Genomic DNA, 25302 nt, shown 5'->3' with positions numbered 1-25302 from the left:
TCTGGAATGACAATCCACGAAACCGGCTCACCTTGCCGGAGCGACAACTGCAGAGGTTGCGCCGCGGCCAGCCGCGCCATTTTAAAGGGCGCGGCCGCCCCTTGGCGATTAGGCCGCCTTGGATCGCTTCGATGTTTTGTTGATCGACGTCACGGCGAGGTTGGTGAGCTTGTTGTTCGTAGCCTTCTCCTGGTCGAGAATCTCGCTCAGAAGTTTGTGCGCCTCATCATGACCAAGATCCTTGGCCCACTCACGAAGAGAGCCATAGCGCGCGATCTCGTAGTGCTCGACAGCTTGGCAAGCGGCCAGTAGTCCGGCATCGAGAGCTGTTCCTTCGGCCTCTTTCATCAAACCGTCGGCCTCCTTGATCAGCCCTTCGATGGCATCGCATTTTTCACCAGACGCCGTCTTGCCGATCGACTTGAAAACCTGCTCCAATTTCTTGATTTGGTCTTTGGTTTCCGAGAGGTGTTCTTCGGCCGCTTTTTTCAGTTCAGCGCTGTTGGCTGCCTTAGCAACCTTTGGAAGTGCCTTGGTGATGGCGTTCTCAGCGAAATAGATATCCTGCAGTGTATGCTCGAAAATTTCAGCCAGCGATTTCAATGGTTCTCTCCTTGGCAGGTGAATGCAGGAGAGAAAGCATTTTACGGAGGAATCGTTCCACTTCTCGTCGCCAAACCATACCATCCGTACGATCGGCACATTTAATCGCGGCGGGCGATCAGACGCCTCAACACCTACAAACTTGAAAAGAAGCACTGATGATGAGGGCTCACGCACGACCCTTTCAGAGCGCAAACCGCCGGGATCGTTCATGAGACGATGGGGTAGCGCAATTCGCTCACCTGGTCGGTAGGATAAATTCATGCCTTGGAGAACACTACGAACTCGGCGTGAAGAGTTCAGTTGTTCGCACCCGCAAAGACCAGAACACTGGAAGCAATTAAGAACATCTCAAATCTTCGCAGCATCGGGAACAAGCATGGCTGTGCCCCGTTTTGTCGTAAACCCGCTGTAGGCCAACGACATCGCACGCAGGCCTGACCATGGATCGTTTCTTTGCAAGGTTCGCCACCGCAACCGCACACGCAACAGGCAGCCCGCTTGCCTTCATCGTCTGTGTGATCACGGTTCTTGCTTGGGCACTGTCGGGCCCCTTCTTTGGCTTCTCCGAGACGTGGCAACTAGTGATAAACACGGGAACAACGATCGTCACGTTCCTCATGGTGTTTCTCATTCAAAATACCCAAAATCGAGATGGGGCGGCGCTGCAGGCCAAACTCGACGAAATCATATTGTTTACGGATGCCGAAAACGAATTCGTCGGTATCGAGAAACTGACGGACAAGGAGCTACAGGAGCTGCATGCTCGATGCGAGAAGGCTGCCCAGCGCTCGCATGCAATGCTTCAGAGCGCCCATGCCGAACGAAACGCAAGAGAAAATCGGTCGAAGCCGGCCTTCAATCGAGAGGATATCGAGAATCCGTCTCAAGCAAGCACCTCGGGTCGTTGATAAATGTGGCCCAGTGTCGGACGCCGACAGGCGCGAGTTGTTCTCCATGATCCATGGCGGTCGTAGATGTTCATCCAAGCGACCATTGCGAACGCGATAGCTATCGTGCGGAGGGCAGTAAATTCGGCTTGTTGATCATTATCCCGAAGCCGCCATCATCGTCTGAAAGGAACTCTAAGGAATACCGATCACGACTATCTCGTTCGTTGTCAAAGGGGCAGAGGACGGCTTCTCAGTCCCGCAATATGCAGCCGTCTTCAGCTGCGAGCTAGACGGCCTCAAGGCCACCGAACCGGAACGAACGAAAATCTACTACCTGAATTGAGCAATCAGATGAAAACGTTAGCGATCACCACGGCCGCCATCCTGATGAGCGCTGCATCCAGCTTTGCGCAGTGCAAAGCGAAAGTCGGCACCACAGTCAGCATCGTCAGTGCTCGAAACAGAACACAACGTGCATCACTCTAACCCCGGTCTTCCGGGGTTTTTTCGTAGCAGCCAACCCGTTATAAGGTTTTGGCAAAGACTTATAAAATTGACAAGGCCGCGCATCGTTATAAGGTCTTGGCAGCGACTTATAACAGCGGTGAGATGAGCCAAGATGACTTGATCAGCAGAAGGAAACGGAGCTTCGACCAAGTGATGGCCGAACTTGTCGCCGAGAGGGCCGGCGCACTCGATAAGGAAACACCAATGATGAAAGAGATCGACATCAGCTATCGGACGATGTTCGCGGAGCTGGCGCAACGGACGCTCGATGCTCAATTCGTGGCGGACTTCCCCTTGGAGGGATGGTTCGTGAGCGTGACCGTCAAAGATCGCAATTACTGGTATTTTGATCTCCCTACCCCCGAGGGCAAAGACAAGCGAAGCTACGTCGGTCCCGCGAGCGACGAAGCGATCACGGAGCGGGTGAAGGCCCACAAGGAAATCAAGGACAAAATCCGGGAGCGGAGGCGCATGGTGAGCACGCTGCGCCGCGCTGGCCTCCCCGGCCCCGATCAGTTTGCGGGCGACGTCACGAAAGCCCTAGCCGACGCCGGATTGTTTCGGTTGCGGGCCGTGCTTATCGGGTCAGTCGCATTCAGCACCTATGCGGGGATGCTAGGCGTCCGCCTTCCCTCGGCGGTTATGCAGACAGGCGACGCGGACTTCGCGCAGGACTTCGCAATCTCGGCTGGGGTCCAAGACAGCCTGCCGCCTATCCTCGAAATCCTCAAGTCGGTCGATCCCGACTTCCGAGCGGTTCCGCACCAGGCTGACAAAGCCAAGGTGGTGGCCTTCCAGAACGCCAAGGGTTATCGGGTGGAGTTCCCGACTGGAAACCGAGGATCGGACGAATATACTGGCAAGCCGTCGCCCATGCCCGCCCTCGGCGGCGCGTCGGCGGAAAACCTCCGGTTCTTGGACTATCTCATCTACGAGCCCGTCCGGACGGTGCTTCTCTTCCGCGAGGGCGTGAACGTCCTTGTCCCCGCTCCCGAGAGGTATGCCGTCCACAAGCTGATCGTGTCTTCGCGTAGGCTGACGGACACGCTAGGACGCGTGAAGGCGGACAAAGACCTGTCGCAGGCCGCCTTGCTCTTCGAAGCGCTTGTGGAGACGCGCCACGGGGACGAACTGGCCGATGCGTGGGAGGAAGCATGGGAACGTGGAGATGCGTGGAAAGAGGGCATTGTCAGCGGCCTATCGAGACTGCCCAAGAACGGAGTGAAAGCCCTCGAAAAGGTTCTCGGTCCCGAGGTGGTGGAAAGCCTGCTGAAAAGGTGATCGACAGATGAACGCGAACCTTAGCCCTTACGACCCCGGCCCTCGCCAGCGTTGCGGCAAGCCGTCGGAAGTCGTCCTGAAGGTCAGCCAGCAAGTCGTGAACGGCGAGGACAAGCATCTGCCGGATCGCCGGCTGTGCCTCGGTCTGCTGCGAGATCGAGAGGAAAGAGCTTTGGGAAGCGGGAGTAGGGCCTCGAGAACCTCTCAAGGCCGCCGACGCATGCGGGCGCGGTTTCGTACGACAGACAAAAGCACGGTCGATTGCCGGCGATGGTTCAGACCGCCTCATCATCCCTTGCCGTCAGAGTTTATCCCTTTTCAAGCAAGCGAGCTGTGCGGTTACGAGCAAAGACATTAGCGATCGGATGTGAGTTATCGGGATGGGCGAGAGTTGCTTGAGTTGCGAGATTACGTCGGGAAGACGAACAGTCCCTGGAGGCGCGGTCCAAGAAACACGCTTTTTCCATGCTCACCAGGACGTCGCCTATCCAATCCCCGGGCAAATCGTCGTCACCGCAAAGAGGCATTTTTGCTTTTTGACGGAAATGAGCCAAGCCGAAACATCGGAATTTCTGCCACTGGTCCAACGCATTAGACGTGAGCAGGAGCGCCAACTGGGTATCGAGCACGTGTATTACATCTACAATGAAGACACGACACACCACTTCCATCTTTGGATGGTGCCGCGCTACCCATGGATGGCACGTTTTGGAAAATCGATCGAGGCGGTGCGACCCGCCTTGCGCCACGCGCGTGAGCAAATGAGTTCTGAACACCACTTGGCCGCAGTAGCAGAAGCGGCCGCAAAGCTGAGGGAAAGCTTGGCCCGAGAGGTGGAAGGTGACTGACAAAGCGAACGACGCGCAGTTAGCCCCAACCGACGTGCGCCGTCCTTGGGCGGTCGTCAAGTTAGTCCCTTGGGATCAGAAACAGACGCCGACCTCACTCAACCAATCCCGATGGACACTGTGACCGGTATTTAAGGCCTGAAACGACCGCTTCGGTCGCACGCGAAGCCCTTCCGCCACGTCATCGCTCCCAACCAAAATCCCGCACGTTTCCTAGATCGTCCGCAATCCAAGGATGTTTCTAATTCAGATATAGACAACCCCAGGTGCAGATGATTATATCTTTGAAGGTTGTATTCTTCGTTTTCTCTACTAATAGGAGCATTCTTTGGAACATGCAAGTTTAATCATCAAGATCATATTGGGGTTCAGCGTGATAATAGCGGCGGTTCTGGTTCTCTTGATGCTAGCCCCTGCTTAAGCCCCTTCCCCAACGAATAGCGGCGTCGAAACCAAAATCCGACAACTTAAAAGCCGAGTTTCAGGTCAGGGTCCGCCGTTCCGCGGATTTTGCGAAAGGCAGACCCGAAATCGTCGTCGAGTGCGGAGACCTCGCATCGCGCTGCAGACAACGCGAACAACCGATTGACGCCTAGGTGAAGATATCGATAAAACGCCCCATCGAATTTGCTCGCTAGCTTTGGTTATAGCGCAATTGGCTTCGCGCTCTGAACGAACCTTCCTTTCAAAATCGCTATCAGGCCTCAAGTTTCGCGCGGAGGCTCCCAGTATCCTACGGAAGGGCTCGTCATGATTGCCGGCACAGTCAAATGCTCCAGATAAGGCCTTGGCGTCATCCAACATGCAACGGTGGCGTCGGCCGGTCTGCCGCTATTCCGCCGGCGAACGCGCTGCTATGAGCGATCACGTCGAAGGCCGAAACATGATTTCGAAGGCGAGCGAGATCTCGGCCCAAAATCCCAGTTTGCCTGTTGCGTCCATAGCAATGTCTCAAGGCGACTATGTCACACAATCAACTAGGAAGACGCCTTGAAGAATACCAGAGTCAGCCCGCTTTCCGGCCACGGCGCGGCAGCAACCGTCGACCGTGAAAAAGCCTGGCTAAAGATCCTGTCCACCTATCGACAGCCGCATATCGGCCGCAGCACCTTCGAGCTGACGGCGACCCTTGTGCCATTTGTTCTGCTGTGGGCAGGAGCTTGGGCCTGTTTGCACTTCGGGTACTGGCTCGGCGTGGTCCTTATCGTCCCTGTTGCGGCGGGATTTCTCCTGCGCTTGTTCATGCTGCAACATGACTGCGGACATGGTTCGTTTTTCGGGCGGCGCAGCCTGGATGACTGGACGGGCCGAATGATCAGCGTTTTGACACTAACGCCTTATGACTACTGGCGCCGCGCCCATGCCGTACACCATGCTTCGGCAGGCAACCTCGACGAGCGAGGTGTCGGTGACATCACCACGCTTACCGTTGCCGAATACGACGCCCTCACGCCAGGAGGACGGCTTCGTTACCGCCTCTACCGGCATCCGCTCGTGATGTTCGGCATCGGTCCCGCCTGGCTCTTTCTGTTCAAGCAAAGGTTGCCGTTCGGAATGATGCGCTCTGGCGCTCTTCCGTGGGTTTCCACCATGGCAACGAATGTGGCGATTGCCGCACTCTCGGGCATTCTTATCTGGGCAGTGGGTGTCGCACCGTTCCTCCTGATCCATCTGCCGATCGTCCTTCTTGCTGGGGCTGCAGGTGTCTGGTTGTTTTATGTCCAGCACCAGTTCGAAGACACGCACTGGTCAAGGCCACCCGAGTGGACGTTCCAATACGCGGCCATGCATGGCGCCTCGCACTACGATCTGCCGCAGCCCTTGCGCTGGATCACCGGCAATATCGGCATGCACCATCTCCATCACCTGTCGAGCCGCGTTCCCTTCTACAGGCTTCCTGAGGTCATACGTGATCATCCTGAACTGGGAGATATGGGCCGCATCACCATCAGGCAAAGCCTGGGCTTGGTGAAGCTCGTCCTTTGGGACGAGGCCTCCCACCGACTGATATCATTTCGAGAAGCAGACGCGCGCGAAACTGTGGCACGATCGGCTTTGCCGACACCTGCTTGAGCGCACCAGGCGCCGGCCGCGGCACGCGGCCAGCCCCCGTTCTCCCCCGGCTTGACCCGTCAAAAGAGCCGCTCGCCAAGAGGTTCAGCGTAGCGCCCGCCAGCGTCCAGGAACGTTATCCAACTAGCCGCTCCGGTCGCTTTCATCGCACCATCGTCGCGCCCAGGCTCCATCGCCTGCTTGCAACGGGTCGACCTCACGGTTTTTTTGCTGATCGACAAAGCAAGACCGCTCGAAATGTTAATTTGGACAGCTCCGTCTAGCTGCACAGCGTATTGCGGCAGCACGCCTGCAGTTTGGAGAAGCGTTTTCACCGAGCGCGGATCACTTTAACAATCGCACAATGCTCCTCGGCGCCGTACCCCGCGTCTGTAGCGTTGCGAAAGAGATCAGAGGCAAAGGCGGGAAACGCGGTGTTGATGTTCAAATCATCCGCTATCTCGACGAGCCTCGTGATATCCACGCCGACCGACCTGATGGTGCTTTGGGGATCAGCAAATCGGTTTCCTTCGATGGCTCGACCCATGTGGCGCAGGTCGTCCGCAAACATCGGTGACAGGCTAGCTATTGTTTCGCCAAATTCCGCGACATCCATTCCTTCCGCAGCACACATCGCCGCCCCGTGGCTGAAGCCAATCCAGTGCCCGGCAAAATAGGCAAGAGCCGCATTAAAGAGAACCTTTGCGCGGCTTATATCGTTTCCGACGTGAGTAAGATTTGGAGCGAGCAGCCTTAAGCTCGCTTCGAGCGAGGTGAAGACACTTTCTCGTCCGGCGATAACGATCGAGGCCTCAGGTCCACCGATCTGACTTGGCCAGGCAGAAATCGCGCCGTCAAGATAGCTTCCTCCGCGGTTCGCCACCCATTCTTCAAGCTGACGCGCTTGCTTCGGCGTGCCCGACGTGAGTTGCACGACGGTCTTTCTTTGGAGCAAGTCTGTCGCGGATGCGTCATCGAGGACCATCGAGGTTGCCGCGTAGTCTGACAGGCAGACGATGAGTGTGCTGCTGGCGGCAATAGCAGCGGACGGCGTTTCCGCCCTCGACGCGCCGAGGTGCTCCAAGGCCTCTGCCTTGCCTGGAGTTCGGTTCCAGACTGTAACGCTCCTTCCCGAAGTTATAAGCGCTTTGGCGAGCGCGCTGCCCATGCGCCCCAGCCCGATGACAGCTACTTCACTCATCACTTCACCCTTGACCGGTTAGTTACACTATGTAACTTACATATTGTAACTTTAGGTGCAAGGGGAAACCGTGAAGCTCAAGAAAGATATGCGTCGCGAACAAATGCTTGATGTCGCGATGCAAATTGTCCGGGGTCAGGGCGCGGATGAACTGACGCTCCGGACCTTGGCTGCAAAAGCAGGGGTCAGTCGTCCGATCGCTTACGGACACTTTTCTACCCGGTCCGGACTTTTGCTGGCACTGTTCAAGCGGCTGGAGGAAAACTATGTCCACCGACTCCGCTCCGCGCTTTGCGAAGCGCCAAAGGAGCTCACCGCCGTAGCTGACATTATCAGCAAAGCATACTTCAATTGCCTTGCCGATTTTGGCCCAGAAGGTCTCGCAATATCCGCGGCGCTCAAAGGGACAGAAGAGATGGCCGCGCAGCAACGGCTCATGATTCGCGCATACATAGATTTGATGTGTAATGCCCTTCGGCCATTCTCAGAGCTGGAAGTTGGCCATATCCATCCTGTGTGCGTCGGTCTGTTAGGTGCAGCGGAGGCGCTTGCTTCCGAAACGCAAACCGGCGCGATATCTGAGCGGGTCGCCACGGCCGTTCTGGCGGCGCTCATCATCAAAGGGGTCGCAAGTGAGCCGAGCAAGGTTGGGTGAATTTTACCCATGAGGCTTGAAGCCTCAATATCCTAAACCGGCTGGCCGACGCAGGATGCATCGTCAGGCGTCAGCAGTCTTTCGCAGCCGCTACGGTCATACGGCCGATTGATGCACGACGGCTCGTATCATCCACCGAACCACCCGCGATTGCCCTCTACAGAAACGCTGCTTCGTCTATCAGCGAGCGGGTGCTGCGGCACAACAATCGACGCGGAAAGGCCAGCGTCAATAACGACTAAGCGAAGCCCCGCGCGACAGGTCGGCTGTGCACTTTTACGATGGAGCGCATGGCCCGTTGTGCATTTCCAAGGAAACCGCCCTCGCGACAGTACCCACCTTGTCCCTTGGTGTTTCCTTGGCCGTTGGTCCGAGGAGCATATTTCAGGTTTCACGCCAAGCACCCGGGAGTATGCTGACAACAGACAATTCGTACTTGCCAATCAGCAAGCAACCTCTCGGCGTTTTCGAAGGGCTGCCTCCAAGGAGGTGCACAATGAGAGCCGCGCCATCATCCATTTATCTGATTATTCTTGCGACAATCTCAGTCGGAGTCGTCCGAACGGACGCTCACCAGGCAAAGACCGGCTGGACCTATCCTCTGGCGTGCTGCAAGGCCCATGAGGCAGGTGGCGATTGTGCTGCCATCCCCGCGCCCGACATTTTGCGAGGGGCTCGTGGTTTTTCCGTTTTCTTGCATGCTGGCGACCACCACATGGCAAGACGACCGCACGTGTTCTTTATCCCCTATGGCGATGAGATCCCCTCGGGCGATGGGCAGTATCATATTTGCCTTCATCCGACGGAAGACGACGTGAACTGTTTCTTTGCCCCACCTGACAGCAGCTAATGCGAATACGCCACCCCGGAGTTCAACCGCTCGAGGTCGCCCGCGTCCGTCATTCGCGGGCGCGATATCGAGGCGGTCCTCGCTGCCGTGACCGTAACCGAAACATCGATCCGAGGTTTCGGCAAATAAAGCGCGAGTCTCGCAACCTCATAGCTCGTGCGACGATCAAGGTAGCTGCTGAAGTTGACTTCGTACCAGCAAGACCCAGGCTCATCACACGACGCGAACAATTCCACCTGAAGTCACGCAACGGGATCTTTGATTGCGGTCCTTGCTAGTGATTCTTGATTAATTGCACCCCATCGCAGAACGCAATATTTTATTGCGTCGATGAGACGGGACGTCCACGGCCAGCGCTGCCGAACAGTTTCGGGTTCCGCACCAATCCCAGATGCCGTTCGACGACACGATCCACGAGGAGACGAGCGATGGGCACAACGACACCGAACAACATCATGCAGGTCGGCATGGGGTTCTGGGCGTCCAAGGCCCTGCTCAGTGCGGTTGAACTCGGCGTCTTCACCGAGCTTGCGACTGGCCCGGCCGAACTGCCGGATCTGCAGGCCAGGCTGAAACTGCATCCCCGCTCGGCCCGCGACTTTCTCGACACCCTGGTCGCGCTGAAGCTGCTCGAACGCGAGGACGGCCGCTATCGTAATGCCCCTGACACGGACCTCTTCCTCGATAAGGCGAAGCCATCCTATATCGGCGGCATCCTCGAAATGGCCAATGCCCGGCTCTACGGTTTCTGGGGTTCGCTGACCGAAGCCCTGCACACCGGAGAACCACAGAACGAAGCCAAGCACAGCGAAGATTTCTTCGCCGCGATCTATGCGGAACCGGCACGGCTGCGCGGGTTCCTCGAGGCGATGAGCGGGATCAGCGCCGGCGCGGCGCAGGCGATCGCCGCCAGGTTCGACTGGTCGAAATACACGACCTTCGCCGATGTGGGCGCGGCGCAGGGGATGGTGCCGGTGGTGATCGCGCGAGCGCATCCGCATCTCAAGGCCATCGGCTTCGATCTGCCCGCCGTGCAGCCGATATTCGACGACTTCGTCGCCCGGCAGGGCCTTACCGACCGCATCACCTTCCAAAGCGGCAACTTCTTCGACGGCCCAATGCCCAATGCGGACGTGATCGTGATGGGGCACATCCTGCACGACTGGGATCTTGCCGAAAAAAGGAAGCTCTTGGAAAAAGCGTTCGCTGCGCTGCCGAAAGGCGGAGCCGTGATCGTCTACGACGCCGTCATTGACGACGAGCGCCGCTTGAACGCCTTCGGCCTGTTGATGAGCCTGAACATGCTGATCGAGACCCGCGGCGGTTTCGATTATACCGGCGCCGACTGCCAAGCCTGGATGCGCGACGCCGGTTTTGTGTCCACGCGCGTCGAGCCGTTGCTGGGGCCGGACTCGATGGTGATCGGCTTCAAGCCCGGTTGATCGGAAACCAAACCCCGACCGTTGTTCCGCAAGACCGACCACTGGAGCAATTTCGATTGCCGGCAGCTGACAACGCCGTTGCTCAATCTGACTTTTGAACAGTCGCCGCAAAAGCGCCGCTACCAGCAGCCGACGTTTCTTGAAGTGCCGTCGGGAAAACCGAACCGCCTGCGCAATTCCCCAAGCAGCTAAACATGCAAACCCTCACCCGAGGGGGCCGCTTGACTCCCTCAGGCCGCGCCAGTATCAAGTTGTAGGCCTAACCCTACAATTGGATGCCATGCACCAGTCTCAGTCAAAACCAAGTCCCGCACTGTCGTTGTCGGATCTTCCCGCTCCCGATGTCGTCATTCGCCGGCTGAAACACCCCGGACGCTGGATCAGCGGCGGTCTCGTCATCCTGCTTCTGGCGGTGATCGGACGCGCCTTCGCCGTCGGGCAGATCCAGTGGACGGTGGTCGGCGAGTTTCTGACGGCCGGTGTCATCATCACCGGTTTCGGCTGGACGCTGCTCATTTCGGCCTGCGCGCTGGTGCTCGGCGTGCTGCTCGGCTTTGCCTTCGGCATCATGCGGCTCTCGGAAAACCCGATCCTGCGTTTTGCCGCCTGGCTCTATGTCTGGATCTTCCGCGGTACACCGGTGCTGCTCCAGCTTCTCATCTGGTTCAACATCGCGCTGATCTTTCCGAAGCTCTACATCCCAGGTCTTATTGACGCCCGCATGGTCGATGTGGTGACACCCTTCGTCGCCGCGGTTCTCGGTCTCGGCGTCAATGAAGGGTCGTACCTCACGGAAGTCGTGCGCGGCGGTATCGGTTCGGTCGACAAGGGTCAGAAGGAGGCGGCCCACACTCTCGGCATGACGCCCGGGCAGACGATGCGGCGCATCATCCTGCCGCAGACCCTTCGGCTGATCCTGCCCGTGCTCGGCAACAGCGCGATCGGCATGCTGAAGTTCTCTTCGCTCGCCGCCACCATCGCCATGGGCGAGATGCTGAACGCGGCCCAGCGCATCTACTTCATCAACGGCGCCGTCATCGAACTGCTGTTTGTCTGCGCCGTCTGGTATCTGGCCGGAACCACGGTTCTGTCCATCGGCCAGTATTATCTCGAACGCCACTTCGGCCGCGATGCCGCAACGACAACCACCGAACGCCGCTGGTTCAAAGCCTGGGCGCGTCGTCCGGCCGTCACGGGTGAAGCATGACACTTGCAGTTAAAGCGGTCGGTATCCGCAAGAGTTTTGGCAATCACGAGGTGCTGAAGGGTCTCGACCTGGACGTCGCCTATGGCGAGGTTCTCTGCATCCTCGGACCCTCGGGCAGCGGCAAGAGCACGTTCCTGCGCTGCATCAATCACCTCGAAACACCGAATGGCGGCTACGTGTGGGTGGACGGCGCGATCATGGGCTACGAGCTCAACCGCGGCGCGCTGCAGGAATTGCCGGTCAAGCGACTGCGCGCCCAGCAGAGCCAGCTCGGCATGGTGTTCCAGCACTTCAATCTGTTTGCGCACCGCACCGTGCTCGGCAACGTCACCGAGGGACCGATGGTGGTGCGCGGTCTCAGCCGCGCCGAGGCCGAAGCCCGCGCCATGGCCCTGCTCGAGCAGGTCGGCATGGCGGCCAAGGCATCGAGCTACCCGTCGCAGCTTTCCGGTGGCCAAAAACAGCGCGTGGCAATCGCGCGGGCGCTCGCCATGGAACCGCGCGTCATGCTCTTCGACGAGCCGACCAGCGCGCTCGATCCGGAGCTCGTCGGTGAGGTGCTGGAGGTGATGCGCAATCTGGCGCGCGGCGGCACGACGATGATCGTCGTCACCCACGAAATCGGCTTCGCAAGAGAAGTCGCCGACCGCGTCGTGGTGATGATCGACGGCGAAATCCGCGAGAACGGCGCACCTCAACAGGTCCTTAGCAACCCCGGTGATGCGCGTGTGCGCAGTTTTCTGAGCCGCGTGCTTGCCTGACGACAAGAGTTCAAAAAAGGGAGAACAGGAAATGAAACGATTGCTGCCGATGGCTCTGGCGCTTGCCTCCGCCACCTTCATCAGCCTTGCCGCAGGGGCTGCTGCCCATGCCGCCGACGAGAAGCTGGCCGCCGCCCTGCCGGATGCCGTGCGCGACACCGGCAAGCTGAACGTCACGATCAGCCTTGCCTATCCGCCGATGGAATACAGCGACGCCGGCTCGACCGAACTGAAAGGCTTCGACATCGATCTTGCCAAGGCGATCGCCGAGCGCCTCGGCCTGACGGCGGAATTCCAAAACGTCGAGTTCCCGCAATTGATCCCGCAGGTGGTCACCGGCCGCTCCGACCTGATTATGACCGCCTTCTCCGACAAGGTGGAACGCCAGACGCAACTGGACTTCATCGACTACTTCAAGACCGGCAACGTCTTCTATTCGACCGCCGACCACCAGGGTGAGATCAAGGCCGAGGCCGACCTCTGCGGCAAGACGGTTGCGGTCGCGACCGGAACCAGCTGGGTCACCTGGGCGGAAAACCTTGGCAAATCCATCTGCCCGGCCGACAAGCTGATCACCGTCATTCAGATCCCGACCCAGGCCGAGCACATCATGCAGATCCGCCAGGGGCGTGCCCAGGCTTCCGTCATCGGCCTTGAAGGACTGCTCGACCTGATGAAGCAGGAGCCGGACAAATTCTACCAGATCGGTGAGGTTGGCGAGATCAACCACTACGGCATTGCCCTTGCAAAGGCCAACACGCAACTGCGCGATGCAATCAAGGGCGCGCTCGACGCCATGAAAGCCGACGGCACTTATGCACAGATCCTCGACCGCTACGGCTTGAAACAGGCGGGTGTCGAGGAGTTCAAGATAAACGGAGCCACGAAGTAACAGAACCGCGCCGGAGCCTGCCTTGACCCATCCCCCCATGCCAGACGCCTCAACCGCAACGGGCGAACGCCCTGACGATCGACTGTCGCGGCTGCGCCTCGATCTCTATTCGAGCGAGCAGCTTTACCGGCAGCTCTATCGGGCGCTGCGCGCCGCGATCCTGAGCGGCGACTTTTCCGAAGGTGAAGCCATTCCCTCGGAGAACCAGTTGCGCGACCAGTTCGGCATTGCCCGCACGACCGTGCGCAATGCGATGGCGCTTCTGGTTTCGGAGGGCCTCGTCCAGCAGGTTCGCGGCCGCGGCACAATCGTCTCGCACCGACCGATCAGCCACAACATCTGGAACTTCGGCAGCTTCACGGAGCTTGCCCGAAAACAGGGCCAGCGCCCGGTGACGCAGGTGCTGGAGCACCGGGCAGACAACGGCCAACTCGTGCTGGTGCGCGCCCGCGGGCTTGCCAACGGCGACAGCGTGACATGGCTGAACGTCGACACGTCCGAGCTCGATCTCGCCCTTTATCCCGGGCTTGATCGATACGACTTCGCGTCGCAATCCCTCTACGAGGTGTTGCGCCGCGACTATGACCGTCACCCCCTGCGTTCGGAACTGCTGTTGACCGTCGTGCCGGCTTCCGATCGCCTGCGGGAGGTCTTTGCCCCGGCGCAGGACGTGCCGGGCTACCTTTGCGCCAGCGGGGATGTGCTCGACGCGGACGACCGGTTGGTCGAGCGCACGTCGATCGTCTACTCGCCGGCAGTCCAGATGAAATTTGCAACGCGCTGGGGCCGCGAGACCGCGCCGCACGGCGTGCAGGAGACATGACATGAGCCGCTTCGGCGACACCTTTACCATCCAAAAACCGATCCTCGGCATGCTGCACCTTGCCGGTGACGGCGCTCAGGCCAAGCTTGCCCAGGCCGAAGAGGAAGCCCGCATCATGGCCGGCGAAGGCGTCGATGGGCTGGTGGTCGAGAACTATTTCGGCGATGCCGAGGATGTCGAACGGGTGCTAGAGCGGATCTTCCACCTCGACCTCGGAACGCGCATCGGTGTCAACGTCTTGCGCGACGACTCCCGCGCCTTCGCGCTCGCGCGGACCTATCCGGTCTCGTTCATCCAGGTGGATTCCGTCGCTGGCCACCTGCCGCCCGAAGCAGACGTCCCCTTTGCGACCGAACTTCAGACCCGCCGCGACGGTGTGACGGCCCTGCTCCTCGGTGGTGTCCGGTTCAAGTACCAGCCGGTCCTATCAGGCCGGCTGGAGGAGGAAGACGTGCGCATCGGTGCGTCGCGCTGCGACGGGCTGGTCGTCACCTCGGACGCGACCGGCCAGCCGACCGACTTGGAGAAGGTGGCGCGATTCCGCGCTGCGACCGGTGGCGAGACGCCGCTCCTGATCGGCGCCGGCCTCACCGAAGCCAACGCCACCGAGCAATTGGCTCAGGCCGACGGCGCCGTCGTCGGCAGCTGGTTCAAGCACGATCACAAGGACACCGGCCGGGTCGAAGCCGCCCATGTCGCAGGCTTGATGCGTGTCGTGCGCGCGATCAGGAGTGCGGCATGAACGTCGTCCACGCCCGGCCGGTGACCCCGGACAATTTTTCCCGCTACGGCCGGGTGTACGACCTGACCGGTGACACGGACGGCAAGGTCGTCTGGACTGTCGGCGACGGCTGGAACGACGGCTTTACGAAAACGCCGTTGATCGACGGCCGCGGTCATCTCGGCATCACCCGTGGCGGACAAGCGCCCTGGGACTGCCGCGCGATGGAGCGGCACCAGCTGACCGAAGAGGCGATCTTCTGTCTCGCTGAACCGGTTGTCCTTGCGGTTGCGCCGGCGTCGGATGGCGAAGCACCTGATCGCGACGAGATCGAAGCCTTCGTCATCGCGCCCGGGCAGGCTGTCGTCATGGATCGCAATGTCTGGCACGATGCCTGCCGCGGCGTTTCCGGCCCCGCACCCTATTACTGGATGGCCGTCTGCGGCCTCGGCGAAAGCCCATGGGTAGCAGTTTCGGGCGGTCCGATAAAGGTGTCGGCGGCAGCGGGCACGGGACTAACCTTATGACTGCATTCTTCATTGGCGATGTCGCCCTCGACGAATACTACACCGCCGACCGCTGGCCCGGCCGCGCCGACAAGGGCATGGTCAAGGAGCTTCCGGCCGAAGCCGGCGGCTCCATCGCCAACGCCGCCGTCGTGCACGCCGGTCTTGGCGGCGATACGCAGTTCATATCGCTGCTCAACGACAGCCCATTGTCCGAGCGCCTGATCGCCGATCTCAGGCAAAATGGCGTCGGCGTCGATCACATGCTGATCGATCCGGCCATTCCGGAATCGCGCAACTTCATCTTCCTCGTCGAGGGCGAGCACATCGTGCTCACCGTCGAGATGGGCGAGCAGCCGATGTGGCTTTCAGGCGCCAGTCTGAAAGCGTTGCGCCAGCCGGGTTACCTCTACACCACGCTCTATCGCGTCCGCCGTCTGCACGCCAAGGCGCAAAACGGCGTTCTGAAGCAAGCCGATCTCCTCAGGGACCTGCATTCCAACGGGCGCCGGGCGATCTTCGATCTCGACGTCGGCGGCTGCACGCCCGAAGACATGCCCTATCTGACCGGCGCGGCTGTCGTCATCTTCAACCAGATCGGTTTCCACACCGCTTTCGGCCACGACGACATCAACCTCATCGGCGACTGGATGCGAGAGCACCAAATCGACCGAGTGGTGCGGACGCTGGCCGCCGACGGCGCGGAGGCTCGCAACCATGAAACGGTCTTGCGCGTGCCCGGCTTTACTTTGAAAGTCGTCGACGTGACTGGTGCCGGCGACACCTTTGGTGGAACGCTCACCTGGTGCCTGTCGCAGGACCAGAGCTTCGAGGAGGCGCTCGACTTCGCAGTCGCGGCCGCTTCGCGCGCCGTCACCATCCATGGCCCGCGCGCAGGCAAGGCGACACCCGAAGATGTCCTTGCCTGGCGCCGGCGGCACCGCCACCAGGATCGCTGAACTGGCCTCATGGAGCGCACACGAACCGCAGGCCCTGCGCTTCTCCCGAACCATGACAAACACAAGCGTTTGGCCGATCACGGGTCGCACCTACCCGGATTTCCCGTCGCCGTTTGCATCGATCACGACGCGTACCGGCCCACCGTCTGGTCGTGCGGCATCGGCGGGAGGCCGGGCGCAGAAGGCAATCGAAGGTAGCACGCGGCGATCGAGCCGCAGGACACTCCTCGAGCCCGTTGGTGTGTCAGCTTTGCGATATCAGTTTGCTCGAAGGGCTGCGGCGATGGTCGCATATATCGTTTCGACCTCTTCCTTGCCGATCGTCAGAGGCGGCGACAAGACGATCGTGTTTGCGACCGGACGAATGAGCACGCCGCGTTCGAAGCAGAATTCATAGACCTTCTTGGCGAGTGTCTTGCCGACGGCGGCGTTTTCGCCAAGCTCGATGCCCGCAAGCAGACCGAGGTTGCGGATGTCGACGACACCGGGCAGCCCCTTCAGGCTGTGCGCACATTGCTCCCAGTGCGGTTCGAGCCCCGCTGCCCGCTCGAAAATCCCCTCGGAAACATAAACGTCCAACGCCGCCAATCCGGCGGCGGCCGCCAGCGGATGGCCGGAATAGGTATAACCGTGGGAGAGTTCGACCGTACCTGGTGCCGCCTTTGAGGTAATCGCATCGTAGATGCGATCGCTGGCAATGACGCCGCCCATCGGAACCGCGCCATTGGTCATGCCCTTTGCCACCATCAGTAGATCGGGCTTTACCGAAAAGCGGTCGGCCGCGAAAGCATGGCCGAGCCGACCGAAACCGGTGACGACCTCGTCGAAGATCAACAGGATGCCGTGGCGCGTGCAGAGTTCGCGCAGCCGCTCGAGATAGCCGACCGGCGGAACGAGAACACCGGTCGATCCCGCGACCGGCTCAACGATGACGGCAGCAATCGTCGATGCATCGTAGGTCGCGATCATCTGCTCAAGCGCATCGGCCAGCTCTGCCCCGTGCGGCGGCTGACCGCGGCTGAAGGCGTTCTTCGCCGGATCATGCGTGTGCGGCAAATGCACCGTGCCGGGCAAGAGCATGCCGAACTGCTTCTTGTGCGGGCCCATGCCCGCAGCCGACAGGCCGCCGAAACCGACGCCGTGATAACCGCGCTGACGCCCGACGATGCGCTGGCGCTGCCCTTCACCCCTCGCATGATGGTAGGCAAGCGCGATCTTGAGCGCGGTATCGGCCGCTTCCGAGCCGGAATTGGTGAAGAACACGCGGTTCATGCCTTCTGGCGCAATCGACGTTAGCCGGTTGGCATATTCGAAGACCAGCGGATGCCCGAGGCCGAACGAGGATGCGAAGTCCAGCCGCGCCGCCTGTTTCTGGATCGCCTCCACGATGCGCGGATGGCCATGGCCAACGTTGACGCACCAAAGCCCGGCGATAGCGTCCAGCAGGCGGTGGCCGCCGCTGGTGAAGTAGTAGAGCCCTTCGGCACGGGAGATGAATTCAGCATTCGCCTTGAAGTCCCGGTTGGCCGTAAATGGCATCCAGTAGGCATCAAGGTTGTTCGGGCCGGGCGTGGTGAGCGTATCCATGGCATGTGGACCTTCTGTGAATGGGCAGGGCGCGCGCGAGGCGACGGCGACCAAGGTTCAAGCGGCAATTTCGTCGCGATAGGTCGGGTAGCTCTTGAAGCTCGGATTGTCGGCCGGCAGCACCGCGAGTTCCATTTCACCTGCCGCCGGCCGCATCACGATGGTCGCGACTGTCGCCGAGACATGGCCGCGGGACGAACGATGCGGCGGACGGCAGACGGCGTAGGGATAACCAAACTTGTCAGAAAGCGCGGCTTTGACCTCGGCGACGCCGATCTTGTCGGACTTTTCGAGAATGCGGCGAACGCGCCAGTCGCGGTAAAAACTGTCCGACCAGCTTGAATGAGCCTGCTCACGCAATTTCAGAAGCGCCGTTTGGCTCTGCCAATGGTTGGCATGCACGATGAGATCGTTTTCCGGATAGATGTTGAACGCTTCGTCCGGTGCGCATTCGAAGCTGACGGCAAAGCCATCCTTGTGGCTCACGATGATGTTGTTCGACGCCGACTTCCTCGTTCCGGCCACGGCACGCATGGCCATCGCCAGATGTTCCTGTTGCAGGACCATGCGCCGGATGAGTGCTAGCGGCACGCCGTCGCCGGCAAAGTCGCGGTCGCTCTCGAGATAATTTGCCGTGACGGCGATGCCCTTGTCGTTCATGCCGCTGCGTGCAAGGCCACCGGCCTCCGTGAACGTCTGATAGGACGGACCTTCATCCGGCTTGACGCGCAAGACGATCGCCGTCTCCGCGCATTCTGCCATCCAGTCCCAGTTCTGCGCGTGCACGAGCTCTCCCGTGGCGCTGCGCTCAGGCAGGACAACGACACCGGTGCAGCCGTCGCCGGAATGCTCAGCCCTCGCAGCCTGGGTCCTTCGTGCCCGCGCAAGGATCTCAGTACGGGCATTGATGAGGACGACGTGCTCGAACGGCAAGTTCGCACCTTCGGAGATACCCTTCATCTCCACCACGAAGTTTGGGTCGAATGCCTCGATGAGCGGTACATAGCCGGCAACGATCGACTTCAGGTCGTCGGCCAAGACCCCGAGCGTCGCAAGCCGACCAGCATACAGTTCGACGCTGCGACGCACACGGTCCTTCGCCTGCTGCCCATACTGACGCCCGCGCTCGAGCGGAGTTCCTGAGATCGAAACGAACGGAAACGGTGCGGCGGTCATCTGTCTTCTCTTTCACTCTATGTTGCGTTTTGTATCGTTAAAATGCACTATCACAAGGAATTGTCCAGAGGAAATCGAACAGCTATGTCAGAAGCGCACCCCAAAGACCGACCAGACCCTGGAGCCAGTTGATGAGCACGGAAAGCAGCCCGAGCGCGTTGCAGATCGACATTGCCCGGCAGATCCTGCTTCAGGCACAAAAAGAAGGCTGGCGGGCAGGTCATCCGATTGTCGAGAAGACCCTGGCAACAATGTTTGGCGTATCGCGCACACCGATGCGGGCCGCTCTCGAAATCCTTGCGACCAAGGATCTCGTGCGCCTCATTCCCAACAAAGGCTTTGTCGCCGCCACCGATCTCGGCAACGGCACCTACATCGAGACATTCAGTGAGAGCGAAACGGAGCGCCTCAAGCAGCAGATCCTGCGCGACCGCTCTGTCGGCACCATTCCGCAGGAAGTGTCGGAAAATGAGCTGACGGAACGCTACGGCATTGCGCGCGGGACGATCCGCAAGGCGTTGACGCAATTATCCTCCCAGGGCCTCATTCACCGCCAGCGCGGCCACGGATGGGCGTTTGTCGATTCGCTCGACAGCCCAGAAAGCCTGGCCGAAAGCTATCGTTTTCGCATCGCGATCGAGCTTGCAGGCCTTGCCGAGCCGAACTACCGCGCCGATCCGGATGCGCTCAAGGCCCTCATTGCCGAACATGAAAGCATGTTCGACCAGATCAATGCCGCCGGCAGCATCAGCCGCGACAGCTGGTTAAAACTGAACGCCTCCTTCCACGAGACACTCGCCACCTGGTCCGGCAACCGCTTCATCCTGCAATCCGTGCGCATGCAGAACGACCTCAGACTGCTGCGCGAGTCCTCGGTATTCGATCGGCTCCGGCCCGAGCGCATGGAGAGGTCGCTGAAGGAGCACATCCAGATCCTCCGGTATATTGGCTCCGGCGAGATCGAATTCGCCCAGCTTGCGCTGCGGCGCCACCTTGAATCGACGCTGCAGAAAGTCGAGGACCGGGTCCGCAGCGAAAGATAACGCCTGCCGAGAGCGCATTTACCCCCCTTTTGGGGAGGCCGAGAAGGTTTGCGATTTTTCGTATTGCATTATGATCAAACAAAAGGCACAGTTCGCTCAACCGGAAAACCGGGCAGACCACAAAGAGGAGAACTGAGGTGAACCGTAGACAGAGACTGGCCGCGTCGGCCGCAGCACTAGCGCTGACCTTGGCCTGCGGCCCGGCCGCAGCAGAAACGCTGAAAATCGCACTCAATGCCGACATCCGCAGCCTTGATCCGGGCGTCAACCGAGACGCCAACAGCGACGCCGTCGTGTTGCACATAGTCGAGGGTCTCGTTGCATATAGCGAGGACGCCTCGGTAAAGCCGCTGCTTGCCAAGGAGGTCGCTGTCTCGGACGACGACCTGACCTACACGTTTAAGCTCAGGGATGGCGTCAAGTTCCATAATGGCAACGTGCTGACTTCGGCCGACGTCGTCTGGAACTGGAACCGCTACATGGACGAAGCCACAAAATGGCGATGCCGCAACGACTTTGCCGCGGGCGGCGCCGCCCATGTCGTATCGGTCACGGCACCCGACGACAAAACCGTCGTCTTCAAGCTCGAAAAGCCGAACGCCCTCTTTCAGGCAACGCTTGCCAGAACCGACTGCGGCATGACCGGCATACTCGACAAATCATCGTTTAACGCCGACGGCTCGTTCAACGTGCCTGTCGGCACCGGTCCCTTCCGGTACAAAGAATGGCGTAAGGGCGAATTCATCGACCTCGAAGCCTTTGCCGACTACGCGGTACGCAGCGAAGAAAAGCGGGACGGCTACACCGGCGCCAAGCGTCCGCTTGTCGAGGCCGTCCGCTTCGCCGTCATTCCCGACCGCTCCTCCGCCAAGGCTGCGTTGCTCAATGGCGACATCGATATCGTACCGGACGTTCCCTATGCCGATGTCGAGGAGTTCAAGCAGAACGCCGATACCGCCGTTTCGCTGGCGACCAATCCCGGCATCGTCGCGCTCCTGTTGCAGACGCGCGATCCGCTGCTCAAGGACATGCGCATCCGAAAGGCCATCGCCATGGCTCTTGACACCAAGACCATGGTCGAGGGAATTACGCTCGGTCTCGGCAAGGCCAACAACTCGCTGATACCGCCGACCTCAAAATACCACTCCCCAGCCCAGACCCAGGGCTACAGCTACGATCCCGAGGCGGCAAAGGCGCTGCTGCAAGAAGCCGGTTACAACGGCCAGCCGATCAAACTCATCGCCAATACGCGCTACTCCAACACCTACGATGCGGCAATCGTGGCACAGGCAATGCTGCAGCAGGTCGGAATAACCGCTGAACTCGAAGTGCTGGAGTGGGCGGCACAGCTCGACCGATATCAGAGCGGCAACTATACGGCGATGGTGTTTCCCTATTCGGGACGCTACGACCCCGCACTGACCATGGACTCCGTCATGGGCAACAAGGACAAGGAGCCGCGCAAGGTCTGGGACGATCCGGACGCGCAGGCCATGCTCGCCGACGCCGTGCGTTATTCCGACCCGGCCAAGCGCCAGGAGCTTTTCGACAAGCTACATACGCGCTTCCTGGAAACCGTGCCCTTCATCATGCTCTATAACGGGCTCGAGGCTTCGGCCTACCAGAAACACGTCCAGAACTACGCGGCCTCGATCTTCTCCATGCCAAGGGCGTGGGAAGTCACGATCGCCGAGTAAGAGAGTTCGCTCGAGATGCTGCGCTTCATCCTTTCGCGGATAGGAATGGCCGTTCCGACGGTTTTCCTCGTCGCCGTCGTCGTCTTCTTCCTGATACGCCTTGTTCCGGGCGACCCGGCAGCATTGCTGCTCGGCGACATGGCGTCGCCGGAAAGTGTCGCTGCCTTGCGCTCGGACCTTGGACTCGACAAGAACATCCTGACGCAGTTTGCGATCTGGCTGACCAGCGTCCTGCAGGGCGATTTCGGGACGTCGATCACTACGAAGGAGCCGGTGGCCCATCTCATCATCGAGCGTTTCAAGGTCAGCGCCGGCATCGTCCTCGTTGCCGTCGCCCTTGCCTCGCTGGTCGCCGTTCCGGCCGGCTTCATCGCCGCCCTCCGCCAGAACTCCAGACTTGATTTCACCCTTGTGTCGATCGCCGCGTTGCTTCTGTCGATCCCGACCTTCTGGCTCGGTCTCGTCATTCTGCTCATCTTCGGCCTCAAGCTCGGATGGTTGCCGGTGGTCGGCTACGTCTCCGTCGCCGAAGACCCGAGCCGCGGGCTGCTCTATGTGCTGATGCCGATCCTCACGCTCTTCCTGCACGAGATCGGCGTGCTTCTGCGCATGGCCCGCGCCTCGGCGCTCGAAGTTCTCAGGCTCGACTACATCACTCATGCGCGCGCCAAGGGCCTGCCCGAGCGAACGGTGCTGTGGCGCCATGTGTTCCCCAACGCCTTTGCGCCGACGCTGACGCTGATCGGCCTGGTGCTTGGCAACATGCTCGGCGGTATCGCCGTCGTCGAAACCGTGTTCACGATCCCGGGTCTCGGGCGGCTCCTCGTCGATGCGATCTTCGGCCGCGACTATCCGGTCATTCAGGGATGCCTGCTCTTCATCGCGGTCATCTACGTGCTGGTCAACCTGATCGTCGACCTGTGCTACCCGCTCTTTGATCCGCGAGTGAAAATCACATGAAGACCCTTTCTGCCAATGCGCTGGTTGGCGGCCTGTTCGTCGGCGCCTTCGTGATCGTCGCCTGCCTGGGCTCCGTCTGGACGCCCTATGATCCGATGGCGCTCGACATGAAGGCACGCCTCGCCGGCCCCTCGGCCCGGCATCTGCTCGGCGCCGACGAATTCGGACGCGACGTGCTTTCCCGCTTGATGCTCGGCGCGTCGGCGAGCGGCATCGTCAGCCTTGCCACGGTCGCGATCGCAACTGTGCTCGGCACCGCGCTTGGCGCCATCTCAGGCTATGTCGGCGGTTGGACCGATCGGGTGCTCGTCGCCGTCACCAATGCCCTGCTCGCCTTTCCCGGCATCCTGCTTGCGCTTGGGCTGCTTGCGATCTTCGGCGCCAACAAATTCGGCATCGTGCTGGCGCTTGGCATTGCCTACACGCCGTCCGTAGCAAGGATCGTTCGGGGCACAGTGCTTTCGTTGCGGGAGAAGGAATTCATTGACGCCTCCCGGATTGCAGGCGATTCCGAAATCTACACGCTGCTGCGCCATATCCTGCCGAATTGCATCGCGCCGCTGACGGTCCTGACAACGTCGATGTTCGGGTGGACACTTTTATCTGAAAGCGCGCTTTCCTTCCTCGGCCTCGGCGTGCCGCCACCGGCCCCGACGTGGGGCAACATGCTGGCCGCTGCCCGCCCCTACCTCGCCCAGGCGACCTGGCTTGCAATCTTTCCGGGCCTTTGCATCTCCGTTGCGTTGCTCGGGATCAATCTGCTTGGCGATGCGCTGCGGGATAGGCTCGACCCGAAAATGAGAGGCACGCAATGACCCAGCTACCACTCCTGACCGTCGAGCAACTCGTGCTCGGCACCTCGGCTGCGATGGCACCACCCGTCGTCGATTGCGTCAGCCTCACTCTTCGCGCTGGCGAACGCATTGGCATCGTCGGCGAATCCGGTTCGGGCAAGTCGATGTTGATGCGCGCTGTCATCGGCCTTCTGCCGCCCGGGATCGTCAGGCGCGGGGGCTCCGTCCGGTTTGCCGGCCGCGATATGAGCGGGCTTGCGCCGGACGACCTGCGTAAGCTGCGCGGCAAGAGCATCGGGCTCATCTTCCAGGAGCCGATGACCTCGCTCAATCCGGCGCTCACCATCGGCCGCCAGATGGAGGAAGGTCTGGCGCTGCACACGACAATGGACGCGTCAGCGCGTCAAAGCGCAATCCTGGCGATGCTGAAACGTGTCGGCATTGCCGATCCGGACGCAGCCGTCCGTGCCTTCCCGCATGAGTTTTCCGGTGGCATGCGGCAGCGCATCATGATTGCCTCCGTCATGCTGCTCGAACCGGCGCTCTTGATCGCGGACGAGCCGACGACCGCACTCGACGCCGTCGTGCAACGTGACGTGCTGGAATTGCTGCATGCGCTGGTCGAAGAGAAAGGCACCGCAATGGTGCTGATCAGCCACGACATGGCGATGGTGGCGCAATATACCGATCGCGTGCTGGTCATGCAGAAGGGTGTCTGCGTCGAGGAAGGAACAACGGCCGAACTCCTCCGCATGCCGCGGCACGACTACACCCGGAAACTTCTTTCGGCCCTGCCGCGCCGCGCGCCGGCGCGTGCAGTCGCACCGAATGCTCCGCTCGCCAGCGTCAGAAATATGAAGCTTGCCTACGGCAGCGGCACGGGCGCAAAGCCTGTCTTGCATGGCATCGATCTCGATATCCATCCTGGCGAGATCGTCGCGCTGGTCGGGGGGTCCGGCTCCGGGAAGACGACGCTTGGCCGCATCATCGCCGGGCTGCTGCAACCGGATGAGGGCACGCTTACCTTCCGCGGACAGGTGGTCAATCGCAAAAGCAGCGGCTTCGCCGACTACCGCGCCAATTGCCAGATGGTTTTTCAGGATCCCTACTCTTCGCTCGATCCGCGCATGCGGATCCGCGACATCGTGGCAGCGCCGCTCCGGCACGAAAAATCGATGCGCGCCGCAGACCGCCGTGCGCGGGTCGATGAGGTGCTCGCCGAAGTGGGTCTCGCTCCGCAATTCGCCGAGCGGTTTCCGCATCAACTCTCCGGTGGGCAAAGGCAACGTGCCGCCATCGCCCGCGCGCTTGCTCGCCGGCCCGACCTTGTCATCGCCGACGAGGCGGTCTCAGCGCTCGACCTGACCGTAAAGGCCCAGATCCTCACCCTTTTGAGCAAACTGCAGCGAGAACAAGGTTTTGCATGCCTCTTCATCTCCCATGACCTGGGCGTCGTAGAGCAGATCGCCGATAGAGTTGTGGTCATGCACAAGGGCGTTATCGAAGAACAGGGCAGCCGCGACGAGATCTTCGACCGCCCATCCTCGGCCTATACGCGCAAGCTCCTGTCTGCCGTACCGATGCTGACCCCGGCGGCCGGCGGAGGCATCGATCTCGTCTGGCGCGCCGCTTGACGCGAGCTGCTCGCGCCACAAAAACTTAAGTCGTCGCGCCTGGCGCCTTCGGCTTGGGACCCGGTGGCCGCATCGCTTTCCAGTCAAGGTCGCCTGGCCAGGCGACCTGTTCCCCATTGACCTGATCCTACGGCATCGCGCTCAAAGCGGCGAACTTCATTCAGTAAAGGGTTTCCCATGGCTCACTATCCAGACATCCTGCTTCATATC

Annotated in this window: 23 protein-coding genes; 19 read left to right on the top strand and 4 right to left on the bottom strand. The window is 60.4% G+C overall.

Annotated elements, in window-relative coordinates; genetic code table 11:
• Window positions 1-108: 108 nt before the first annotated feature.
• Window positions 109-603, bottom strand: coding sequence for a ferritin-like domain-containing protein (locus IB263_RS20565; RefSeq protein ID WP_034799916.1), 495 nt, complete (start codon window positions 601-603; stop codon window positions 109-111).
• Window positions 604-1046: 443 nt separating this feature from the next.
• Here IB263_RS20565 and IB263_RS20560 point away from each other — a divergent pair, with 443 nt between their 5' ends.
• The 4 genes from IB263_RS20560 (at window position 1047) to IB263_RS20545 (ending at window position 6205) form a co-directional block, all read left to right on the top strand.
• Window positions 1047-1514 (top strand): low affinity iron permease family protein, encoded by a 468-nt coding sequence (locus IB263_RS20560; RefSeq protein WP_060519015.1) that lies wholly within the window; start codon window positions 1047-1049, stop codon window positions 1512-1514.
• A 693-nt stretch (window positions 1515-2207) separates the two neighbouring features.
• Complete coding sequence (locus IB263_RS20555; protein ID WP_090427588.1) at window positions 2208-3284, top strand: GSU2403 family nucleotidyltransferase fold protein; 1077 nt, start codon at window positions 2208-2210, stop codon at window positions 3282-3284.
• Window positions 3285-3679: 395 nt separating this feature from the next.
• The gene (locus IB263_RS20550) at window positions 3680-4132 is read left to right on the top strand and encodes an HIT family protein (RefSeq protein WP_060607937.1); all 453 of its coding nucleotides are present in this window, start codon (window positions 3680-3682) and stop codon (window positions 4130-4132) included.
• Between the two features lie 990 nt (window positions 4133-5122).
• Window positions 5123-6205 (top strand): fatty acid desaturase, encoded by a 1083-nt coding sequence (locus IB263_RS20545; RefSeq protein ID WP_112985992.1) that lies wholly within the window; start codon window positions 5123-5125, stop codon window positions 6203-6205.
• Window positions 6206-6515: 310 nt separating this feature from the next.
• Here IB263_RS20545 and IB263_RS20540 read toward each other — a convergent pair whose 3' ends face one another.
• Window positions 6516-7385 carry an NAD(P)-dependent oxidoreductase gene (locus IB263_RS20540; protein WP_192438944.1) on the bottom strand — a complete coding sequence of 290 codons (870 nt, stop codon included), beginning with the start codon at window positions 7383-7385 and terminating at the stop codon, window positions 6516-6518.
• A gap of 70 nt (window positions 7386-7455) precedes the next feature.
• On the opposite strand from IB263_RS20540, the gene IB263_RS20535 reads away from it, so the two are divergent.
• The 10 genes from IB263_RS20535 (at window position 7456) to IB263_RS20490 (ending at window position 16201) form a co-directional block, all read left to right on the top strand.
• Window positions 7456-8040 (top strand): TetR/AcrR family transcriptional regulator, encoded by a 585-nt coding sequence (locus IB263_RS20535; protein WP_371814160.1) that lies wholly within the window; start codon window positions 7456-7458, stop codon window positions 8038-8040.
• 1278 nt (window positions 8041-9318) lie between these two features.
• Window positions 9319-10332 (top strand): methyltransferase, encoded by a 1014-nt coding sequence (locus IB263_RS20530; RefSeq protein ID WP_034803348.1) that lies wholly within the window; start codon window positions 9319-9321, stop codon window positions 10330-10332.
• A 21-nt stretch (window positions 10333-10353) separates the two neighbouring features.
• Window positions 10354-10524 carry a hypothetical protein gene (locus IB263_RS20525; protein WP_162728724.1) on the top strand — a complete coding sequence of 57 codons (171 nt, stop codon included), beginning with the start codon at window positions 10354-10356 and terminating at the stop codon, window positions 10522-10524.
• A gap of 88 nt (window positions 10525-10612) precedes the next feature.
• Entirely contained in the window at window positions 10613-11539 is a 927-nt protein-coding gene (locus IB263_RS20520; protein WP_034803346.1) for an amino acid ABC transporter permease, read from the top strand.
• A complete protein-coding gene (locus tag IB263_RS20515) occupies window positions 11536-12300 on the top strand; it encodes an amino acid ABC transporter ATP-binding protein (RefSeq protein ID WP_060519003.1) in 765 nt (254 codons plus the stop codon). Before IB263_RS20520 ends, IB263_RS20515 begins: the two co-directional genes overlap by 4 nt.
• A gap of 31 nt (window positions 12301-12331) precedes the next feature.
• Window positions 12332-13192, top strand: coding sequence for an ABC transporter substrate-binding protein (locus IB263_RS20510; RefSeq protein ID WP_060519001.1), 861 nt, complete (start codon window positions 12332-12334; stop codon window positions 13190-13192).
• Between the two features lie 22 nt (window positions 13193-13214).
• Window positions 13215-14015: a GntR family transcriptional regulator gene (locus tag IB263_RS20505; protein WP_127890328.1), complete on the top strand. Its 801-nt coding sequence runs from the start codon at window positions 13215-13217 to the stop codon at window positions 14013-14015.
• A gap of 1 nt (window position 14016) precedes the next feature.
• The gene (locus IB263_RS20500; protein ID WP_034803342.1) at window positions 14017-14757 is read left to right on the top strand and encodes a BtpA/SgcQ family protein; all 741 of its coding nucleotides are present in this window, start codon (window positions 14017-14019) and stop codon (window positions 14755-14757) included.
• Window positions 14754-15263, top strand: a complete 510-nt coding sequence (locus IB263_RS20495; protein ID WP_192438943.1) for an ureidoglycolate lyase — start codon at window positions 14754-14756, stop codon at window positions 15261-15263. Before IB263_RS20500 ends, IB263_RS20495 begins: the two co-directional genes overlap by 4 nt.
• Window positions 15260-16201, top strand: coding sequence for a carbohydrate kinase family protein (locus IB263_RS20490; RefSeq protein ID WP_168711269.1), 942 nt, complete (start codon window positions 15260-15262; stop codon window positions 16199-16201). The genes IB263_RS20495 and IB263_RS20490 overlap by 4 nt, the downstream gene beginning before the upstream one ends.
• A gap of 258 nt (window positions 16202-16459) precedes the next feature.
• Here IB263_RS20490 and IB263_RS20485 read toward each other — a convergent pair whose 3' ends face one another.
• Together IB263_RS20485 and IB263_RS20480 are read right to left on the bottom strand one after the other, a co-directional pair.
• The gene (locus tag IB263_RS20485; RefSeq protein ID WP_192438942.1) at window positions 16460-17788 is read right to left on the bottom strand and encodes an aminotransferase class III-fold pyridoxal phosphate-dependent enzyme; all 1329 of its coding nucleotides are present in this window, start codon (window positions 17786-17788) and stop codon (window positions 16460-16462) included.
• 57 nt (window positions 17789-17845) lie between these two features.
• Window positions 17846-18964 (bottom strand): C45 family peptidase, encoded by a 1119-nt coding sequence (locus IB263_RS20480; protein WP_192438941.1) that lies wholly within the window; start codon window positions 18962-18964, stop codon window positions 17846-17848.
• A 131-nt stretch (window positions 18965-19095) separates the two neighbouring features.
• Here IB263_RS20480 and IB263_RS20475 point away from each other — a divergent pair, with 131 nt between their 5' ends.
• From IB263_RS20475 to IB263_RS20455, 5 genes are all read left to right on the top strand, one after another.
• Window positions 19096-20007 carry a GntR family transcriptional regulator gene (locus tag IB263_RS20475; RefSeq protein ID WP_110819692.1) on the top strand — a complete coding sequence of 304 codons (912 nt, stop codon included), beginning with the start codon at window positions 19096-19098 and terminating at the stop codon, window positions 20005-20007.
• Between the two features lie 137 nt (window positions 20008-20144).
• Window positions 20145-21704 (top strand): ABC transporter substrate-binding protein, encoded by a 1560-nt coding sequence (locus tag IB263_RS20470; RefSeq protein ID WP_110819693.1) that lies wholly within the window; start codon window positions 20145-20147, stop codon window positions 21702-21704.
• Window positions 21705-21719: 15 nt separating this feature from the next.
• Window positions 21720-22664, top strand: a complete 945-nt coding sequence (locus IB263_RS20465; RefSeq protein WP_110819694.1) for an ABC transporter permease — start codon at window positions 21720-21722, stop codon at window positions 22662-22664.
• Entirely contained in the window at window positions 22661-23479 is an 819-nt protein-coding gene (locus IB263_RS20460) for an ABC transporter permease (protein WP_060518987.1), read from the top strand. The genes IB263_RS20465 and IB263_RS20460 overlap by 4 nt, the downstream gene beginning before the upstream one ends.
• Window positions 23476-25092: an ABC transporter ATP-binding protein gene (locus IB263_RS20455; protein ID WP_110819695.1), complete on the top strand. Its 1617-nt coding sequence runs from the start codon at window positions 23476-23478 to the stop codon at window positions 25090-25092. The genes IB263_RS20460 and IB263_RS20455 overlap by 4 nt, the downstream gene beginning before the upstream one ends.
• Window positions 25093-25302: the final 210 nt, after the last annotated feature.

This window comes from Ensifer sp. ENS03 (assembly GCF_014852035.1).
Taxonomy (GTDB): domain Bacteria; phylum Pseudomonadota; class Alphaproteobacteria; order Rhizobiales; family Rhizobiaceae; genus Ensifer; species Ensifer adhaerens.
Note: the sequence above shows the minus strand (reverse complement) of the source record. Positions and strands in the feature narration are given on the sequence as shown.

Bases quoted from the DNA above. Each gene is read 5' to 3' on its own strand.
- IB263_RS20560 (WP_060519015.1), top strand. From the start codon at position 1,047: ATGGATCGTTTCTTTGCAAGGTTCGCCACCGCAACCGCACACGCAACA.
- IB263_RS20555 (WP_090427588.1), top strand. From the start codon at position 2,208: ATGATGAAAGAGATCGACATCAGCTATCGGACGATGTTCGCGGAGCTG.
- IB263_RS20540 (WP_192438944.1), bottom strand. From the start codon at position 7,385: ATGAGTGAAGTAGCTGTCATCGGGCTGGGGCGCATGGGCAGCGCGCTC.
- IB263_RS20530 (WP_034803348.1), top strand. From the start codon at position 9,319: ATGGGCACAACGACACCGAACAACATCATGCAGGTCGGCATGGGGTTC.
- IB263_RS20520 (WP_034803346.1), top strand. From the start codon at position 10,613: ATGCACCAGTCTCAGTCAAAACCAAGTCCCGCACTGTCGTTGTCGGAT.
- IB263_RS20515 (WP_060519003.1), top strand. From the start codon at position 11,536: ATGACACTTGCAGTTAAAGCGGTCGGTATCCGCAAGAGTTTTGGCAAT.
- IB263_RS20510 (WP_060519001.1), top strand. From the start codon at position 12,332: ATGAAACGATTGCTGCCGATGGCTCTGGCGCTTGCCTCCGCCACCTTC.
- IB263_RS20500 (WP_034803342.1), top strand. From the start codon at position 14,017: ATGAGCCGCTTCGGCGACACCTTTACCATCCAAAAACCGATCCTCGGC.
- IB263_RS20495 (WP_192438943.1), top strand. From the start codon at position 14,754: ATGAACGTCGTCCACGCCCGGCCGGTGACCCCGGACAATTTTTCCCGC.
- IB263_RS20490 (WP_168711269.1), top strand. From the start codon at position 15,260: ATGACTGCATTCTTCATTGGCGATGTCGCCCTCGACGAATACTACACC.
- IB263_RS20485 (WP_192438942.1), bottom strand. From the start codon at position 17,788: ATGGATACGCTCACCACGCCCGGCCCGAACAACCTTGATGCCTACTGG.
- IB263_RS20480 (WP_192438941.1), bottom strand. From the start codon at position 18,964: ATGACCGCCGCACCGTTTCCGTTCGTTTCGATCTCAGGAACTCCGCTC.
- IB263_RS20475 (WP_110819692.1), top strand. From the start codon at position 19,096: ATGAGCACGGAAAGCAGCCCGAGCGCGTTGCAGATCGACATTGCCCGG.
- IB263_RS20465 (WP_110819694.1), top strand. From the start codon at position 21,720: ATGCTGCGCTTCATCCTTTCGCGGATAGGAATGGCCGTTCCGACGGTT.
- IB263_RS20460 (WP_060518987.1), top strand. From the start codon at position 22,661: ATGAAGACCCTTTCTGCCAATGCGCTGGTTGGCGGCCTGTTCGTCGGC.
- IB263_RS20455 (WP_110819695.1), top strand. From the start codon at position 23,476: ATGACCCAGCTACCACTCCTGACCGTCGAGCAACTCGTGCTCGGCACC.